This window comes from Acidithiobacillus sp. HP-2, assembly GCF_015100155.1.
GTDB lineage: Bacteria > Pseudomonadota > Gammaproteobacteria > Acidithiobacillales > Acidithiobacillaceae > Acidithiobacillus.
In genome coordinates, this window is sequence record NZ_JACKZA010000008.1 from 1 (window position 1) to 18,036 (window position 18,036).

At 51.7% G+C, this 18,036-nt stretch carries 21 protein-coding genes and 1 pseudogene; 16 read left to right on the forward strand and 6 right to left on the reverse strand.

Annotated elements, in window-relative coordinates; translation table 11 throughout:
- From H7F11_RS07495 to H7F11_RS07505, 3 genes and pseudogenes are all read right to left on the reverse strand, one after another.
- Nucleotides 1-315 (reverse strand): annotated as a pseudogene (locus H7F11_RS07495) (IS256 family transposase); the annotation flags it as partial.
- Between the two features lie 334 nt (nt 316-649).
- Nucleotides 650-937, reverse strand: coding sequence for a type II toxin-antitoxin system RelE/ParE family toxin (locus tag H7F11_RS07500; RefSeq protein WP_227485342.1), 288 nt, complete (start codon nt 935-937; stop codon nt 650-652).
- Entirely contained in the window at nt 934-1,224 is a 291-nt protein-coding gene (locus H7F11_RS07505) for a CopG family ribbon-helix-helix protein (RefSeq protein ID WP_075323829.1), read from the reverse strand. The genes H7F11_RS07500 and H7F11_RS07505 overlap by 4 nt, the downstream gene beginning before the upstream one ends.
- A 710-nt stretch (nt 1,225-1,934) precedes the next feature.
- Between H7F11_RS07505 and H7F11_RS07510 the strand changes: the two genes are divergently transcribed.
- From H7F11_RS07510 to H7F11_RS07575, 14 genes are all read left to right on the forward strand, one after another.
- Nucleotides 1,935-2,567 carry an AAA family ATPase gene (locus H7F11_RS07510; protein ID WP_024894655.1) on the forward strand — a complete coding sequence of 211 codons (633 nt, stop codon included), beginning with the start codon at nt 1,935-1,937 and terminating at the stop codon, nt 2,565-2,567.
- Between the two features lie 9 nt (nt 2,568-2,576).
- A complete protein-coding gene (locus H7F11_RS07515) occupies nt 2,577-2,903 on the forward strand; it encodes a ribbon-helix-helix domain-containing protein (RefSeq protein ID WP_024894654.1) in 327 nt (108 codons plus the stop codon).
- 27 nt (nt 2,904-2,930) lie between these two features.
- On the forward strand, nt 2,931-4,043 hold the full coding sequence (locus H7F11_RS07520; RefSeq protein WP_075323830.1) for a hypothetical protein: 1,113 nt from the start codon (nt 2,931-2,933) through the stop codon (nt 4,041-4,043).
- An 855-nt stretch (nt 4,044-4,898) separates the two neighbouring features.
- A complete protein-coding gene (locus H7F11_RS07525; RefSeq protein WP_075323871.1) occupies nt 4,899-5,117 on the forward strand; it encodes a hypothetical protein in 219 nt (72 codons plus the stop codon).
- Nucleotides 5,114-5,371 carry a winged helix-turn-helix domain-containing protein gene (locus H7F11_RS07530; RefSeq protein ID WP_075323872.1) on the forward strand — a complete coding sequence of 86 codons (258 nt, stop codon included), beginning with the start codon at nt 5,114-5,116 and terminating at the stop codon, nt 5,369-5,371. The genes H7F11_RS07525 and H7F11_RS07530 overlap by 4 nt, the downstream gene beginning before the upstream one ends.
- Nucleotides 5,372-5,474: 103 nt before the next feature.
- On the forward strand, nt 5,475-5,849 hold the full coding sequence (locus H7F11_RS07535; RefSeq protein ID WP_075323873.1) for a WGR domain-containing protein: 375 nt from the start codon (nt 5,475-5,477) through the stop codon (nt 5,847-5,849).
- Between the two features lie 183 nt (nt 5,850-6,032).
- A complete protein-coding gene (locus tag H7F11_RS07540) occupies nt 6,033-6,329 on the forward strand; it encodes an HU family DNA-binding protein (RefSeq protein ID WP_075323874.1) in 297 nt (98 codons plus the stop codon).
- Nucleotides 6,330-6,420: 91 nt separating this feature from the next.
- Nucleotides 6,421-6,696: an HU family DNA-binding protein gene (locus H7F11_RS07545; RefSeq protein WP_075323890.1), complete on the forward strand. Its 276-nt coding sequence runs from the start codon at nt 6,421-6,423 to the stop codon at nt 6,694-6,696.
- 20 nt (nt 6,697-6,716) lie between these two features.
- The gene (locus H7F11_RS07550) at nt 6,717-7,064 is read left to right on the forward strand and encodes a hypothetical protein (protein ID WP_075323828.1); all 348 of its coding nucleotides are present in this window, start codon (nt 6,717-6,719) and stop codon (nt 7,062-7,064) included.
- A gap of 209 nt (nt 7,065-7,273) precedes the next feature.
- Entirely contained in the window at nt 7,274-8,797 is a 1,524-nt protein-coding gene (gene istA, locus H7F11_RS07555) for an IS21 family transposase (RefSeq protein WP_084546933.1), read from the forward strand.
- A 12-nt stretch (nt 8,798-8,809) separates the two neighbouring features.
- Nucleotides 8,810-9,604, forward strand: coding sequence for an IS21-like element helper ATPase IstB (gene istB, locus H7F11_RS07560; protein WP_075323826.1), 795 nt, complete (start codon nt 8,810-8,812; stop codon nt 9,602-9,604).
- 363 nt (nt 9,605-9,967) lie between these two features.
- Nucleotides 9,968-10,099 carry a helix-turn-helix domain-containing protein gene (locus tag H7F11_RS07565; RefSeq protein ID WP_227485343.1) on the forward strand — a complete coding sequence of 44 codons (132 nt, stop codon included), beginning with the start codon at nt 9,968-9,970 and terminating at the stop codon, nt 10,097-10,099.
- Between the two features lie 135 nt (nt 10,100-10,234).
- A complete protein-coding gene (locus tag H7F11_RS07570) occupies nt 10,235-10,492 on the forward strand; it encodes a hypothetical protein (RefSeq protein WP_075323825.1) in 258 nt (85 codons plus the stop codon).
- 247 nt (nt 10,493-10,739) lie between these two features.
- Entirely contained in the window at nt 10,740-12,140 is a 1,401-nt protein-coding gene (locus H7F11_RS07575) for a ParB N-terminal domain-containing protein (RefSeq protein ID WP_075323824.1), read from the forward strand.
- A gap of 307 nt (nt 12,141-12,447) precedes the next feature.
- Here the strand turns inward: H7F11_RS07575 and H7F11_RS07580 are convergent, their stop codons facing one another.
- From H7F11_RS07580 to H7F11_RS07590, 3 genes are all read right to left on the reverse strand, one after another.
- Complete coding sequence (locus H7F11_RS07580) at nt 12,448-15,837, reverse strand: EAL domain-containing protein (protein WP_075323823.1); 3,390 nt, start codon at nt 15,835-15,837, stop codon at nt 12,448-12,450.
- Between the two features lie 235 nt (nt 15,838-16,072).
- Entirely contained in the window at nt 16,073-16,411 is a 339-nt protein-coding gene (locus tag H7F11_RS07585; protein ID WP_075323822.1) for a type II toxin-antitoxin system PemK/MazF family toxin, read from the reverse strand.
- On the reverse strand, nt 16,411-16,665 hold the full coding sequence (locus H7F11_RS07590) for an AbrB/MazE/SpoVT family DNA-binding domain-containing protein (protein WP_075323821.1): 255 nt from the start codon (nt 16,663-16,665) through the stop codon (nt 16,411-16,413). The genes H7F11_RS07585 and H7F11_RS07590 overlap by 1 nt, the downstream gene beginning before the upstream one ends.
- A 152-nt stretch (nt 16,666-16,817) precedes the next feature.
- On the opposite strand from H7F11_RS07590, the gene H7F11_RS07595 reads away from it, so the two are divergent.
- Both H7F11_RS07595 and H7F11_RS07600 read left to right on the forward strand, forming a co-directional pair.
- Entirely contained in the window at nt 16,818-17,231 is a 414-nt protein-coding gene (locus tag H7F11_RS07595) for a hypothetical protein (RefSeq protein WP_075323820.1), read from the forward strand.
- 232 nt (nt 17,232-17,463) lie between these two features.
- On the forward strand, nt 17,464-18,009 hold the full coding sequence (locus tag H7F11_RS07600; protein ID WP_075323819.1) for a replication initiation protein: 546 nt from the start codon (nt 17,464-17,466) through the stop codon (nt 18,007-18,009).
- Nucleotides 18,010-18,036 lie beyond the last annotated feature (27 nt).

Below are 18,036 nucleotides of genomic sequence, written 5' to 3' on the forward strand. Positions count from 1 at the left end.
GTCCCGCACCTTGGGTACTTTGACGGGTACCGGACCCAGAGCGGTCATGATCTCGCGCTCCGGCAGATGCCCATTACGCACGACCGCCTGACGCCCATCAACCATCCGCACCGTCGCAAATTCTTCCAGCAATACCGCCACCTCTGCCTCTATGGCCTGCTCAATCAGAGAGCGTGCCGCGCGTCGAAGTATCCCTTCAATGCCCAGACCCAACTCTCCCATCCCACCTGCTATTACGGTATTCTTTTCCACGGCGTACTCCTTATGTTGCTCTTTGAGTCGGAAACCCTTTGTAGCAACAGTACGCCACCTCATTCAAGCCAGTTGTAACGCGCCCGTACACCACTTTCGAGCATAGCTCCACCTTGCGTCCCGACGGGCAGAAGCTGCTGGCCCGGTTGTGAGGGTGGGTCAAACCGTATCAAGGCTGATCATGGGCGTCTCACTGTGATCGTGATAGACCGCCTATAATCATTAGATGAGCCGTTTTGCGACATTAACGCCATAATATTAGCTGTATGGCGACAAATCACGAGAACTACATGCCTTCTTTAGCTGGAAAACGACGATTGGGCATCGAGGACAGCGCAGTTCTTCGCCTATGTAAGAGCGAATGAAACGGTCAAGGGCGGCCAGATGGCCGCCATTTTCACCTCCGACCTGGTGGCCACTGCCTGGTAGCGTGTAGCACACGCAGCACGCGCACCAGGTCGCCAGCGACGTCATAGATCAGGATGTAATTCTGATGAACCACTAGCTCGCGAGTGCCTGCGACACGACCAGGCCGACCGATGCCGGGATGATCGAGCAAACGCCCGGCCTTTTCTGCAAACAGTTCATCAAGGGCCAATGCGGCGGCCGGGTTGTCGGCCTCAATGTAGTCATAGATTTCGTCGCGGTCTTGTGTCGCCTCTGGCGTCCAGAACAACGCCATCATTCGGCGGAGGCTTCAAGTCGGCGGCGTGTTGCTGCCCGCTTGACCGCGAACTTTGCTTCGACCTCGGCCGCTGGGATCAGATTACCGGCATTGGCTGAGTCAAGGCCGATTTGCGCCTGGCGACGAAACCAAGCGTCATGCTCGGCGGCTTCCTGCTGCTGCCGAACGAAGTCGCGCATGAAGTCGCGTAGGAGCTGCGCGGCGTTGCGATCGCGGTTTTTGGCTGCGGTGGAGAACTCGGATTTCAGCGCTTCATCGACCCGGAAAGTAAAGGTAGACTCGCTCATGGCGTTGCCCTCATGTGTTACAGGATAAATACATCGTAGCACAATGCTAGGTGCGCTGAAATTGTTTTGCCGTGTCGCGTAAGTCCTGAAGGGAGGGCGGAAGGCGCCTTGCGCACTGCGGAAGGCCGGCTGGTGGCCCAAGGGATGCCCGGGGATTCGGGCGCGCTGCACCGCCTGGGCCGGCCGGCCGATGCCCTGCAGGAGACCCCCTGCCCTGCTTGACAATAGAGTTCTTTGAGTCAGGGCCTTTTCTGAGAAGCCATTAATCTGAAGTTTCAGTAAGTTTCATGAGGCACAGATTGTTGGGCGCTACGCTACCATATCCATTTGTGCCTGGACGAATAATTTATGAGGAGTTGGCAGAGATTTGACTAAATCCCCAGAATTGATCGGGGATGATTTCGTCCGCAAGCAGTAAGTGGATACACTCCTGCACCACTACGCTAATACATTACGACATGTTGATATGTTAACATGTCGTAATAATTACATGTATACACGTAGCATGATAGGCTTGGCTTTTTGCTTCTTGTAATTGCGGTATTATCCGGAATTATTGGATCGACGTCATTGACGATGGTGCTCATCGAGAAAAACGAGAGGCTGCCACTCCTCTGTGATGGATAAGGCATATATCGCTGTATTGACTAATATATCCGCCATACAATACACTTATACAAGTATCCATTATGACATAACGAGGTGTATACATGTCAGAGTGTAAAGTTGTGTCGGTAATTGCAGAAAAAGGAGGTGTGGGCAAGACTACAGTTGCCTTGACTCTTGCTGTGGCTGCTGTTCAAGCAGGCAACAAGGTTGCCGTGTTTGACCTTGATCCTCAAGCAACTGCAACACAATGGACCGATCGTCGTGAAGCCGAATTTCCATGGGTTGTTGCAATTCCATCGACTCGTTTGTCGGTTTCTTTAGAAAACGCCAAGGCACAAGGCGTAAATTTTGTGGTGATTGATACGCCTCCCCATGCAGGAAGTGCTTCTGTAGAAGCTGTTCGATATTCAGACTTAACGGTAATACCCGTAGAACCTCACTTATATACTATTGAAACACTACCAAAACTAAATGACATAATAAGATTGGGTGGGGATCGGCCGGCTTTATTCTTAATAAGTAAAGCAGCAACACAGGGTAAAGAAGGATTAGATGCCGCAACATACATTACGAAACAAGGGTTTAATGTCTGTCCTACAATCCTTCACCTCCGCGCAGCACATCGACATGCGGGAAATGTCGGCATGACAGCACAAGAGTATGAACCAAAAGGGAAAGCTTCGGAAGAATCTAACCTTGTATACATGTATACATTATCGCTTTTAACCATTTAGGAGAGAGGCATGGCAAAAATAAACCCATTATCACAAGGACTTAAACAACAAGAGCTACATCCTGACAACGCACAAGGGAAATCTATTCAGATTGATGTGCAAAATGAGCATATCGAGCATACAAAAAAATTGCCACCATCCCGTGCTGGCCGCGTCTTGATTGGAGGACATTTTGCACCTGAGGTACAAACAGAGTTGAAGATATTAGCGGCTCGAGAAAGAACAAGCGTTCAATCACTTATTGCTGAAGGTATAAATGCTGTTTTTGCTAGGCGGCACAAACCACAAATAGCAACAATCTCTCCGCTATCTCTTTCTACAAAGAAAACAAATTAGTTCATTATAAATTAAAGGAGATGTGCCATGGAATCTAAGACACGCCCCCCAAAAAAAAGAAATATGCAATCTATCAAACCAGTCCCAGAAAATGCCTTTAGCAATAAGCAACTGAATTTATTCCAAGATTTTTTGGTTAACTCTGACAGCGAATCGGAGGCACTATCTAATGCTATTGACTTATGGGATAGCATACCACGCTATTCTATATCAAGAAAGAAAGAGGATGAATTGCGCCTTCCTGGCGGTTTTCTTCCTGCAAGAAAGGTCGACTTTAAATATAGGGGACGGAACTATATAGCACAAATAAGACCTGCTAGAATAGATATTAGAGATAAAAACGGAAATTATACAGGTGATACAATAGAACATTATCCAAGCGCGCGCGAAGAACTAATTGAGCACACATTACGTAAATTAGCTACAGAGAGTTTTTCGGGTTTTTACGATGCGCCAGACTATCGGAGCGGTGTGTCGTTTACCTTACATAGATTACGTACAGAGCTAGCAAAACACGGCCATTCAATGACTTACAACGGAATTGTAGAAGGCCTTGAAATATTGCATTATTCATATCTAGCAGTAATTGATGCTGAATCAGATCCTAATGACCCAAATATGATATCCCAACCATACTTTCCAGCCTTAGCAAAGGTTAATAGAAAAAAAAGAGCAGAAGATCCAGAGGCAAAATGGTTTGTTCAGTTTCATGGTCTTGTCACTAACAGTATAAATCATATTACATATAGACAATTTAATTATCAGCGCCTGATGAAGTGTAATTCACAGCTTGCACGGTGGATAATTAGTCAGCTGGTGTTAAAATACACGCAAGCATCAATTACAAATAGTTTCCAGATTAATCTAAGTACAATTAAAAGAGACAGTGTTTTGCTTGATGGGTATTCACGCCAACGTGATGCTCTGGCTGCTTTAAACGAAGCGTGGGAAGAGATCAAATCTCTTGGGGCGGTTTCCTTGGTTGAGAAAGTGGAAAAGCGTGGCGTTCGAGGAAAGCTAGAGGATGTCGTCTACACTATATTTCCAACCAGTGAGTTTGCACAAGAGCAAAAAGCGGCTAACCGGAGACGTAGAAATGCGGCGGAATCTCAATTATCTGACTCACCCCATGAAATTTAAGAAATTTTCCAACAAGGGGATAGAAATCACATAGCAGGTTATCCAGGTCGCACATAGCAGGTTATCCAGGTCGCACGTCATTTTTAGGCAGGTTATCCAGGTCGCGAGTTTTGCTAAAGGCAGGTTATTCAGGTCGCGGGTTTCGCTAAAGGCAGGTTATTCAGGTCGCGGGTTGTGATCAAAAAGAAATTAGCGATCGTGATCACCACAATTTATAGCCAAACACACTGTAAAATATATACATAGCAGGTTATCCAGGTCGCACATCATTTTTTCAGCGTTTTGTTTTTTAACAATAAAACTCGAATTAACCAGCCCCTATCCTTTTTATCCTTTTAATTAACCTTTTATTATCCTTGGCTTCGCAAGCTCCGCCGCCGTCTCTTGGGGGCTTCGCCCCCGCCGACTCGAACCCACGCCTTTGGACGCTTCGCGTCCGTCTGCGTGTCCCACCCGGCATCCCCCTTATTTTAATGAGCACCCACTTGCCGCCTACGGCGCCGGGCACAAACCTAACCCGGCGGGGACCCTGCTGGTCCCCCTGTCCGCGCCTACGGCTTGCCGGGTCGACCCCCTTCGGGGACTGCGTCCCCCACTGCCTACGGCAGTGGCTCCCCCTCTAGTTTTACAAAAGAGGGGTAAATTTGGCGTAGGGCGTTATTTTGGTGGTTGAGTGATGGAAATGTACCGGAATAGGATTTACGTCGGTTCTGGGGCGGTTTCTGGGCCTTTACAGTAGGATTCTGTGTCGGCTTTCTGATTAGCTCTTTGTCAACTGTTAGGACGATTCCTCTTGTGGTCGTTACAGTCACGGTTTATGCTCTGCTCCTGTAACCGTTTTGGGGGTTCTTAAAAATGGGCAAAAGCCCGGCTGAACGACAAAGAGACAAGCGGGAAAGGGATTATGCGTTGGTCTGGGGGGGAGGAGGTGATGAAACCCAGTTGTCCGATACCGCCTTACTGGAACAAATCGCTATTGCCTATCGCAAGGGACGAAACCTTCCCGGTGAGAACGTCATCCTGCGCGGATTGATTCAGGAACTGATGCAACGGGCGCGGCTGTTGTCAGAATGAACGCGCGGACCCCGCAAGCCCGCCATCCTCTGGCGGCTCAGGATATGGGGCGGATTCTTGCCTATCTGCAGCAAAACCCCGGTACCTCCGTGGAGATTGCCCGGGCCTTACGATTGACCGTGAACCGGGTGAATGGATTGCTTCTGGAGTTGCGGGCGCAGGGACTAGTGTATGTGCCTTCCTGTACGATCGGCAGTAAGGGCAGTACGGTCAATGTCTGGGCCTGTAGGGAAGCGGAGGAGGGCGCCCGATAGGGGGGGAGGGTTCTCTATATCGCTCGTGCGGCTTAGTCCCGGCAGGGCTGACAGGTTTTTACGGTTTTTATAGGACATACCGATCGCTGGAGGAGAATGGGTCATGGATACGTCCGATTCAGATAGCGATCTGGTTTATGATCTGTCCCACTGGTGGTGTGTGACCTGGCAGAAGGTTCAACCCGATGCAGTACCCCCGGTCTTCCGCTATTACCGGCTCTGTCTGCAGCAGAATCTTTGGGGACAATGGGAGCTGCTCCGCTGTTGGGGCAGAATCGGTCAGAAACCCTCCCGCGAACAGCGCGAAAGGGTGGGTTCTCCGGGAGCGGCAGAAGTCATTCGACAGCAAGTTCAGAAAACCCGACGGCAGCATCGCTATGTGCCGGTAGAAGTCCCCTTGGTCGCGCTGGATCTGGCCGACTGGACCTCCGAGCATACAGGGAACACCGTTTTGCGGGGAAATCTAAATAAAGGATAGCTCGAAAACTCCATTTTTTTGACGGATGAAGAAAATAAAGGCAAAGAAAACGCTCAAAAAAAAGGTTTTTGAAAAGACGTAATGACATTATCTGGCTGTTTCTATGTGGAAGAAAATGTGGATACAATCATCCAAAATTCTCTTTAGATAAGCTGACGAATCAGTAGCACTGTGAGAAAAACAATGACGAAATCCGAACTCATGGACACGATCTATCAGGCCTTACGGGATCAGGGAAACCAAGCGATATCCCGCCAGGAGGTCATTATGGCCGTCGGACTGATCCTGGATCATTGTGCCCAAGCTTTAGGGGCCGGCGAGCGGATCGAGATCCGGGATTTCGGGGCGTTTACCCTGCATACGATAGCGGCCAAAGCCGGCCGGAATCCGAAGACGGGTGCGTCTGTAGCCGTACCTGAAAAACGCAGCGTGCATTTTAAGCCCGGTCAGGCGATGCGGAGATTGGTCAATTCGCAATAAAACCTTACGCGGAATGGCACGCGCTTGTGTTGCGCCGGTTATGGGAATTCCCTACATTGGCCAGACACGTATCCTAAAAAAAGAGGTTCTGATGAACAAAACCGAATTTATTGCTGCCCTGGCCCGTCATGGGGAGATGTCCAAAGTGGATGCGGAAAAATGTTTTCAGGTGTTCCGTCATACGTTGGAAACGGAATTGCCTGCGGCCGGTAAAATCACTTTTCCCGGATTCTGTACGTTTGAAATCGTGGACAAACCCGCGCGTAAGGCCCGGAATCCCGCTACGGGACAGGAAATTGAAGTACCTGCCAAGAAAAGTATCAAGTTCAAGGCGGGGAAAGAGTTTGCCGGGAAAGTGAATCACTGAGGAACAGAAAAGGAGAAAACGTGACTGAAGGGAAAAAACGGGTGCGGCGCACTCCGGAACAGCGTCTGGCCGATCTGGAGAAAAAGCAGACGGAGATTCTGGAACGCCAGAAAGCGGCACTGGCCAGAATCGAGGCGGCGAAAAAACGGTTGATGCAGACTCCGTCAGCTCGTAAGAAAAACGTAGCGCAGGAAAAACGCTTTGTGCGGGCGGCTGAGGCATTAGCTCCGGAATGGGATTACCGTCACTTTATCGCGGCTATTGAAAAAGCCCTTCAGGAAGATCCACAGGCCTTGCAGGAACGGGGGGAAGCTTTGTTGGAAGAACATGGCAAGGCCCGGCGGGGACGGCGACCAAAGGTCCATTAAGCATGCGGTCAGGGTAGGGGGCCGCAGGGGGAATGGTCCTGGTCCTGACTCGGCGTACTATGAAAACTGTCACGGGTCGGCAATATGGCGCCATTGCAGGGTCACCATAATGGTGCCACCTGCGGCTTAGTTATCAGGGTCTCGAACTTCTATTGGATCGGTTACCTTCCTCACTTTTGGAGGGAACCATGAGCAACAGGAGATTTGAGATGTTTACGATTCGTCAGATTTTGGTGCGGATGCGCCAAGGCGACACCGACCGCAGTATTGCCCGTGCTGGACTCATGGGCCGTAAGAAATTGGGGCTGTTGCGGCAGCAAGCTGCACAAAGGAACTGGCTGGATCCTCGGCAGCCATTGCCCGAGGATGCCGAGATGGCGGTGGCCCTACAACGGCCGCCAGAAGGTCAACCACCCCAGCGTCTCTCCAGCCTCAGAGAGCATGAGGAACGCATCACCGCGTGGGTAGCCCAAGGTATTCAGGGGACCACCATTCATGCAGCACTGGTGCGGCAGTATGGCTTTGGCGGTAGCTATTCCGCCGTTAAACGGTTGATTCGTGGGATTCATGCAGCCGAACCCCCTCGCGTCACCTCCCGACTGACCTTCACTCCGGGGGAAGCGGCCCAGGTGGATTTCGGTGCGGGTCCGCTACTGGCCGATCCCAGAACAGGAGAATTACGCAAGACGTGGTTTTTTGTGATGACCTTGTGTTGGTCGCGACATCAATATGCGGAGTTCGTTTGGGACCAGAAGGTGATGACGTGGCTCGCTTGCCACCAGCATGCTTTTCGCTGGTTTGGAGGCGTACCCAAGCGGGTGATTATTGATAATGCCAAATGCGCCATTACGAAGGCTTGTATCAATGATCCGGTGGTACAACGGGCTTATGGCGAATACGCTGAGGGGTATGGTTTCCGGGTCGATCCCTGCCCACCTCATGACCCGCAAAAAAAGGGTATCGTGGAATCGGGTGTGAAATACATCAAGCGATCCTTTTTGCCCTTGCGGGAGTTTCGCCACCGTGATGACGCCCAGCATCAGCTTCAGGAATGGGTGCTGGGCGAAGCGGGCAACCGGATCCATGGCACGACCAGAGAGGTGCCACTCAACCGCTTTGCCGAGGTCGAGCGGCCCTTACTGCAACCGTTACCGGAGAACCCGCCAGAAATCTCCGAATGGGCTCGCCCAAAGGTCTATCGCGACGGGCATGTCCAATACAATCGTTGCTATTATTCCGTCCCCTTCCGATTTGTTGACCAGCAGCTCTGGTTGCGTGCCACCTACACCACTGTCCGAATTTATTGGGAACAGGCCTTGATTGCTACGCATCCACGGCTCTTTCAACCGGGCAGCTTTGCCACCGTCCGGGATCATCTGCCACCGGAGGCCCAAGCCTGGCAGACTCAGGACATCCAATGGTGTTTACGCATGGCAGAAGGTGTCGGCCCTCATTGTCATGCGGTGGTTCATCAGCTCTTTGCTGACCGTCAACTCGTCTATTTGCGCACGGTGCAGAATCTCTTGCGTCTCCGCGAGAAGTACAGTCCGCAGCGGTTGGAGAATGCTTGTGCACGAGCGGTGCATTACGGGAATGCGCGCTATAAGCCCATCGCTGAGATCCTGAAGAAAGGGCTTGATCAGGAACCACTCACTCCGGTCGACATTCAGAACGACAGCACCTATACGCGCGGTGGCCGTTTCCTGCGCGACAGCAGAAACCTTTTTCATTGAGAGGCATACACCATGCAAACCCAAGAATTACTTTATGCTCTACGCTCCTTGCGTCTATCCGGGGTACTGGAGACCCTGGAAGCCCGTAATCGCCAGGCGATCGACGGGCAACTCGCCTACACCGAATTTCTCGCGCTTTTACTTCAGGATGAAATGGCCCGCAGGGACCAAAAGAAATTCGACACGCTCTTACGCCAAGCCCGGTTTCGCAACCACAAAACACTGGAGGATTTTGCCTTTGATCGCCTGCCGACCTTAAATCGCAGCATGGTGCACGAGCTCGCCACAGGCCGCTATCTCCAGGAGAAAGCCCCTGTGCTCATCGTTGGGCCCTGTGGTACGGGCAAGAGCCATCTCGCGCAAGCGCTGGGCCACAGCGCTGTCCGCCAAGCTGTTGATGTGCGATTCCTCACGCAAAGTGAATTGGTGGGTGGTCTCCATGCGGCTCGGGCTACGGGTACCTATGACAAGGTTTTCCGGCAGTGGGTCAGAGTCTCTCTCCTGATCGTGGATGATTTTGGACTCAAGCCATTGCGACCGCCCCATGATGAGGACTTTCACGACCTCATCGCCGAGCGCTATGAACAGACCACAACTATGGTGACCAGTAACCTGGATTTTAACGAATGGGGAGACGTCTTTCCCGCTAACCGAATGCTGGGCGTAGCCACGCTGGATCGGTTACGGCACGGTGCTTACCGACTCATCCTGGAAGGGGAAAGTTACCGCACGCCAAGGCCCTGCCAGAGGACCCGAAAAGGACGGTTGCGAAACACCCAAAAATCGCCCAATCTTGACCCTGTTTGAGACCCCGATTTTGACACTTTGAAATGGCGCCATTATGCCGACCTTCGGTGGCGCCATATTGCCGGCCCGTGACAGTCCCTTCAGAAAACGGAATATAAAACCCGTTAAGCTCCTGCGAAGGGCCTCAGCGGCCGATATTTTCCCTGCCTGGGGGTGTAAGCCGGAACCCCAGAAAATTCCGTCGGGAAACATCGGCGGCAGAGTTTCCGAGCATCGCACCTGACCGACATGGTTTTCCGACAGCCCGCACCAGAGCGGGGTTTTGGTCTTTTTTTCAAATCATCTGGGAGGCGTTTCACACAAAACTCCAGAGCAGGTTTTTCAAGTTTGACGTAAAAATCTGAGGTTCAGGCTTACACCCCCATGACGGAGAGCAAGGTGGCATCGGCCAGGAAACTTCTGGATAACGGCACACCACGCAGAGAGGTCGCGGAGCACCTCGAGGTATCCTTGCCGACGCTCTATCGCTGGATTCCAGGAGCATCGCGCCCTTAACGGGTTTTATATTCCGTTTTCTGAAGGGACCCCTAATACAATACCGGAAACGGGAATACGTCCGGTGCTCCACAAGCACTGATTAGCCCCTGGCCGCCTGAGTCATTCAGGCACTTTGCACAGAGGGCTTAGATCATGGAAAACCTCACAGATTTAACCGAGATCAACGAAGCGCAATATTTTGATGTGGACCGGACTGACAGCTCCGGTGCGGCGGCGCTCGACGGCATTACAGCGATTCTGTCCGTTCTTCGTGGCGATGTATCGAATGACAGATGCGCTGATTGTACTGGTAGGCCAGCGGTACGCCTAAGTCCATATACAGCGGGTGGCCTCATCGAGGCTATTGAAGTGCTGACGGAAGTCGCGAGAACCGAATTGGACGGCAGTTGAGAAAAGGGGAGAGGCGTCTGACTGCCTGTCAGACAGCACGGTTTTTTTGTCTGACCAAGCGTCTGACACCCCGTCAGACAATGCTGTCGGACGCCCTGTCCGACGCTTTTTATTTCACCACACCTGACGCACCAAAGGTGCAGTTTTTAGACCCCGTCCAGATGGCTGGATGTCGGACAATCAATAGGTTGCGCGTCTGTCAGTAGGTTTGCTAAAACGGTTGTTATTCTTGTAAGGAGGCTTTTTTATGAGCACACAAGCATTGGCCCAGACCCAGATCAATAACCGGGAAATCCGCTACGCCAGAGTTGAGCGGTTTACCGGCATTGAAAGCGTCATTCAATTGATGCCCCCCAGAGACAACGGGCGACCCGAGTTCACTACCCTGCTCGACAGTGCTCGGGAAATGGGCATCCTGAATCCGGTTGTCGCCATTGAGCATAATGACGGCGCGCTGTATGTCATTGACGGATACATGCGGATAATGGTCGGAGATCGGCTGGGACTGCAGCAGATTCCCTACATCCACACGCCGTTAAATCCCGATGATCCCGCCGTAGTGGACATGGCCGCCCGTCTCAATTGGTCTCATCGCCATCTTTCGGATTTTGAAAAGGTCTGGGTGATTGGGAACCACTATATCAGTGAAAAACAGAGAGAGGGCGCACCAAGTGGTAATTTGAATGCAGCCAAAACAACGGTGCCAAATGACACCGTTGTTTCCTCAACATCGGCGGATGGCCGTACAAGAGAAAAGCTTGCAGATCTTTATCATGTTGGTGCGCGTACCGTTCATCGCTACGGCAACATGGCCAAGGTCTGCCGCAGCATCATCCGCGTGCTGGCCGGACAGCTGCAGATCAGCGAGGAAGATGCTACATCGCGCTTCTTCGATTTGTGGAAGGACACCCAGCGCGGCAAACATGTCGATCTCAGTGTGCTTTCCAAAATCAGCTATCGGCTGGTGGAATACGGAACCATTGATGACCCGGATCCCTGGATTCGGCAGGCTTTCAGCGCCTACGCTGTGGATCTCGCCCGATTTCCCAAAGATTCCGCAGCGCATGAATATGCATTGCCCAATCTGAGAGCGGAAGGATTGATCCTGGCCACCTTTGCGGAACTCGAAAAGACCCTACCCCCCAAAAAGGGAACAGAACAATGGACCCGACAAAATAAGGCCGCACCGACACAGACAAAATCCGGAGAATATCTGCCAGCAGAAAAAAACATGGGACAGCCTGAAGCAGCGATCGTTGAGGAAATTCCGTCTATTCCAGAAGATTCATCGCCCATCAACCACATTCAGCAGCGTGCCGTTCAGTTTCAGTCTGGGGTCTCTGCCATGCAGCACCAACTGGATAACACGTTGACGGCATACATCCCCAATCTGACCCGGCTAACAGACGATCTGATCCAGATCATGGAAGACAACTGGAAAGAGGACTTCAACAGCGCCAATAAAGCGTTGCGGCCTACCTGGGAAGACATATCCCGCTTTTATCGATCTCTGAACCTCAAAAAAGGCATTTTGCTGGAAGTGATGGAGGCAGACCGGGATGCCATCACCCGACTGCGTAGCCGTCTGGAAAAACTCGCGGAGCTGGTCAATAGCAGGATGCCGGAGATTAGCAGCGGACTGTTCTAGCGACTAAATCCTCCGTAACCATTATTGCGATACGTTACTGTTACGGCGTAACGACAGTCACAGAGTTTCGTGACTGGTCGCAAATAGGGTTTTTCGGGAGACACTTGGGCGCATTTTGGGCAATGTGGTCAAATCTGCCCCATTCAAAGACCAAAAACCAGCATGGATAATGGCTTCAGAGCCAGTCAGACCAGCGGATTAACAATCCGGGGGTCTGTGAAACAGCCGTTACCGTAACGATTGCGGCAGACCTCCCAAAATAGGGTTGTTCGTGATGCTTCCGTGAAACTTGCTGTAGCAAGTCCCCTCATAACTCCTCATCGGCCGGGCGATGATGCTTCGATGAATAGGCATCGAGAATGGCTTCTCCCAGCGCGTTTTGTGCTTGTTCCATAATGCACCAGTCTAAAGCTTCTAGAGAGACTGATAATTGGCGGATCATCTCTGCGAGGGCTTTGTGGTACTCCCTATGACGCTGATCTAATGGGCTTCCTTCTGATACACCCAGATGCTGCATCGCCCTGTGTAATGGACAAACGCCAGGATCTACCATCTCTTTATAATTCATCAGCCGAAGATTCTGGCGCATGGTTTTTTCCAGGACGCTGTGGAGGCTGAGATGAAGGGCGTATAGCCCCAAAAAGGTATGAGGATAAGTCGATCGCTCAATGGCTGGGCGCCGCAAGAATTGCTGTAGTTCTTTCATGGGCAAGGGCCTAGCAATAGCGTATCCCTGTAAAAGGGAGACGCCTGCAACCGTGACCGCATCCAGGATGTCTTCTGTTTCCACCCCTTCTACAACCAGAGTCACCCCTAAACTGGTAGACAGATCCTGCACCGTATTCACAAAATAAAGATCTCGGGGTTGTTTCTCCAGTGTGCGAACAAAAGCCTGATCCAGTTTGATTTTATCAAAAGGCAGTGTTTTTAAGCGCAGGAGTGAACCATAGGCGCTGCCGAGATCATCTAATGCCAGATGAACACCGAACCGTTTCATTTCAAGAAGATGCTCTATGGACGAGGACTGCTCCAGGAAGTCATCTCCTTCAAGAATTTCCAGGGTAATACGGGATGGATCGATGCGGGTTGGCGCAATCAGTGCCCTTAAACATTCTACGCATTCGGCAGAAACGGAATGCGCATCAAGATTGACGGATACCCATAAGGAATATCCTTGCCCGTCCAGAACCGCAAGATCCACCAATGCTTGTGAAAGCACGCCCTTCGTCAATGTAGTAAGGTCCATGGTCTTTAATTCCGGTAAAAAGCGAGCAGGGGTCCAAAGCTTCCCCTCGGTATCTCTTAAGCGTGCCAACGCCTCTAATCCAACAATCTTCCGGGTAAAATTATCAAGAATGGGTTGATACCAGACCTCCAGTGCGCCGTTATCCAGCAGAACCTGTGCCGGATTACGCTGATCTGGATGGAGATCTTCGCCGAAAACCATCCAGCAATTCTCCCGATCCGCTTTGTGGGCTTTGATTTCATAGAGCGCCTGATCAGACCAGCGCAGCAGCTGATCTGCTTGGTCTGTATCAGCAGTAGGATAGAGCGCGATACCCATGCTTGCCCCAACCTGAACGCTTTCACCATTACTCAGACGGATGGGTACGGTGATGATCTCCTCAATCTTTTTCAGGAGTTGCGCAAGGTCTGCATGCCCCGCCAAATCTTCCAGCAGGAGCACGAATTCATCCCCTCCGTAACGGGCGATAAAATCGGTTTTGCGCAACGTATTAGACAAACGTTTACCCAGCATCATCAGCACTTCATCGCCTATCTCATGACCATAGGTGTCATTGATTGGTTTGAAATTATCCAGATCGAGCATACAGACCGCCAAAAGACGATTGTGCCGAATGGCTCGGAGCATGGCTTGCTCCATCTGCGTTTCCAGGAAACGCCGGTTGGGCAATCCCGTAACCAGGTCGGTCCTGGCGAGCTGCGCCTCCTGTTCCTGCAGAAAACGCAGACGCTCCTTGAGGTCATATTCGTCCAGGCTGTGACCCAGCAAGGAGGCTGCGCGCTCACAGGCGGTGATGGTGTCACTATCGAAAACCGGTTCCGTGGAAATAAACGTTATGACGACGAAGGGTTTTCCATCTCTCCATACAGGAGTCGCTAATGCCGAACTCCATCCGAATGTAGCGAGTATCTGTCCCCACGGACGGTCTGCCTGTGAAGAAGAGAAATCGGAATGTACGATGGTTTTCTGCTCGCTCCATGCGCGTGCAGAAAGGCAAGAAGGATCGTCCACGTAGATTTGGAACGGTTGCATCTTCTCGACTCCGGGACCCGCCCCAGCTAGCACCTGCACTCTTCCCTGCGGGTCAGGGCGCACAACGCCGATGGTATGAAAGACCTCCATGTCCACGAGCTGGGTGCAGGTAGTTTCCAGCATGTCCTGTACATCACGCCCCTGCAAAAGGAGATCCGCTTCCACGGACAAAGCCTGATAGATCTTCTGCTGTTTCTTTAGCTGCTGTGCCTGCTGCACCGACTCCGTCACATCCACCATGGTCCAGATGGAGGTCTCCTGATCCTCCAGCAACGTCCCGAATGCGTCGATGAGCAGTGGTTGTTGATCGGCATGAGAGAATGCGATACGGCGGACAACGGTCGTTCCCGTTTGGAAGAGCTCGGAATAGGCCTGTCCAACCCGTTCCCAGTTTGCCTCATCAGGGTAAAGTAACCGGGTGTCTTGCCCGATCATGCGCTCTAGCGACAGACCCATCATGTCTGCCATATGCTGGTTGCACTGCACGATGTGGCGTTGGCGCACTACCATAATCCCCACCGCCGCGTTGTCCAGCAGTGTCTGGAGAAGATTCCTGTTTTCGCGTTCCTGGGTGATGTCCTGTTGCAGGCCGATGAATCCGGTCAATGTACCTTGATCATTGAGAACAGGATCAATGTGCAAACGATTCCAGAACAAAGTGCCGTCCTTGCGCTGGTTGAGGATGTCTCCGGTGTAGGACTGTTCCTGCGCCAAAGCAATGGCAATCTCCCTGACAGTCTGTGCATCGGTCTGCCGGGTTTGCAGAAACTTGCAGTCGCGTCCAAGTACTTCTTCCTCTGTGTAGCCGGTGAGTTTCAGAAAAGCTTGGTTGGTATAGACAAAGTGTCTTTGTGGGTCAGCAATGGTGACGCCGCCATCCAGCGCCTCCACCGAGGCGCGCAAAAAGCGCAACCTCTGCATATCCTGCAGTCGCTCCAGACCCCGACTGATCTGGAGGGACATTTGTTGCAGAATGGTCCGCAGGACATCGTCGAATGGGGTTCCATCGCCGCTATAGACCGATAAAAGTGCCCAGACCTTTCCGTTGCGGAAAAGGGGCAGTATTGCGCTGGCGGTCAGTCCATAGGCCAGTGCACGCTCTTTCCAAGGGGTCAGAAATGGCGCGTTTGCAAAATCATTGTCGATATAAGCGCGCGCCTCGCGCCAAGCACTCCCTGCGGGGCCTTGCCCTTCTGGAATCTGCGCATCACTGGAGATGAACAGATCTTTGAGGTAGTCCACTTGTCCGGCAGTAGCCAGAAACTGAAATCGCCCCTGTGCATCTGGTCGGGAAATAAAGGCTAGCTTCAGATCGGCTTGCTGCACGGCAATTTCGCATAGGTGTTGTAGCAGTACAGACTCGTCTTCAGCGACAGAAATGGTCAGATGGATTTGGGTCAGGAGAGTGTTTAGGGCCATGGTTTTCGCTTTCGTCTGTGCACCTCCACCCTATGACTTATATGGAATCGGGCAATGAACGCTAAGAAAGGTTCAGAGGTAGCATGAAATGGTTTGTTCTTGGTCTACAGGACAGAATGCGTCATTCTGTCTCGTAGTCCCAAAACCCTGAACGGCAGATCGCCCGGTTTTGCTCGGTTCTTCTGCCACCCACGAGGGCCGATTATGGGACATTACGTTGGGTCTACTTATTTGGTCATTCCAAAATGGCCTGTATTTTGGTTATCACTTCGTCGACTATGGAATCTGGGACCATCTCAACAAACTTGCCATCTCTTGCCATAAGGTCAACGGTGCGGGATTGGTTACTCATCACTATCCCCTGTGTTTTTGTTCCAGACTCCATCAAAGAGACTGCAAAGCCCGCGAATCGAGCTTGATTGCCACCTTGGGTGATAGGGCTGACCCAAACCAGGCCAGAGCGATTGAAGGCTTCTCTCGATATGATCAGCATAGGGCGATGACCTTGCTGCTCACGGCCTGAAGTCGGGCTGAGATTTGCCTGCCAAATCTCCCCTCGCCGTGGCCACCGCATCAAATTTCCTCAATGCCTACGGATGGCGCGTCTATCCATTCGCGCTCCTCGGTGCTTATGGGCTGAGTGAAGTCACATTGTGATAGCAATTCGTCCAAGGTGTAACGCTTTTGTGCTGGTCGTGCTACCAGTGCGCCGTTTTCAATCTTCAATGAGACGGCTTGACCCTCGCCGACGCCCCAACTCCGTATAGTCGTGGCGGGTATGCGTAGGGCCATGCTGTGTCCCCACTTCTGAATTTTGGTCTGATTCATGAGTGTGCCCCGTGTTTAATGAATAAACATTGTAGATTCAATTCGATTGTGGTGCAAGCCTCTGAGGGAAACTTATGGACAGATTTTCTGATTGACATGATATATGTCAACAACATTACACTAAATGACATATACGGTTAACAGGTGAAGACATGTCTTTTGTTACGGTAACGCATGCTGCAAAATTGGCAGGAGTCAGTCGCCAATATCTTTACAAGGCTTACATAAATACAGGGAAAATAAGCGTTGAAAGGGATCCAAGCGGAGCCCCTCTGATTGAAACATCCGAACTTATTAGAGTTTTTGGGGTTTTGGAAGGGAAATTTTCGGAGAGACAAGAAGGCGACAATAATTTACATGAAATGACGCAAGAAAATGTTGTTGACATCAAGGTGTTGGAGGTCGAGCTTGCTGCAAAAGATGAAGTTATTCGCCGTTTGGAGCGGCAAATAGCTGAGGGAGGAGAGCGCGAAGTGTGGCTGCGTCAACAGCTTGAGAGGGCGCAGGCGGTATTGACCGACCAAAGGACAACAGAAAAGCGTCGATGGTGGCAGTTTTGGGGCTAATCTTGCCGAATAGAGGCTCTCGGGCGTAGTCTCAGAGGATTAATAACAACCGAAGGTATTACCCATGATAGAAATGGTAATGCCCCGTAACCTGACAGTCTGGGCAGACAAAGGTATACGGGGCATCGCAAGTCCGGCGACCGACAGGTCCAGTATAGCCACCCTTGGCTATGCAATCAAAGCCTAGCCTGTCCGATCCCCATGCAGAGCATGAGCGCGATCGGGGGCTTTGATGGGCAGATTTGATCCCACAGCCTCCTGTGTTCTTGACCGCTTTGCCGAACACCTGCCCCATAAGCCGTATTGCACGGATGACCTGACTGCAGGCCTGCAAATCCGGTCCTTAAAAACCGCCTTACAACGCGCTTACATCCAGCACAACCACCCCGGCATGATCTGGGCCATGGTCTATGACGTGGACCGTGCCTGTGTGAATCCGACAGACTGGTGGCCGATCTGGGAAAGTGTTGGACTGCCTGCGCCCAACATGGCCGTCATGAATCACCGGACAAAGCGTGGCCACCTGATTTATCTGCTGGAGGCGAGTGTATGCCGGACGGAACTCGCGCGCCTCAAACCCTTGCGCTACATCGCCAGCATTGAGCGGGCCTATACCGCCGTTTTGGGTGCGGACCCTGGTTATGCTGGCCTCATCTGCAAAAACCCCTTTAACGACCGCTGGCAGGTTTGGGAGATCCACAGCAACCCGTACACGCTGGACGAGCAGGCCAGTAGCCAAGTTGCCATGAGAAAATCGTGGTGGCGATTTTGGGGATGAGTGGCTTGTTTGGTATCAGAAGCGATA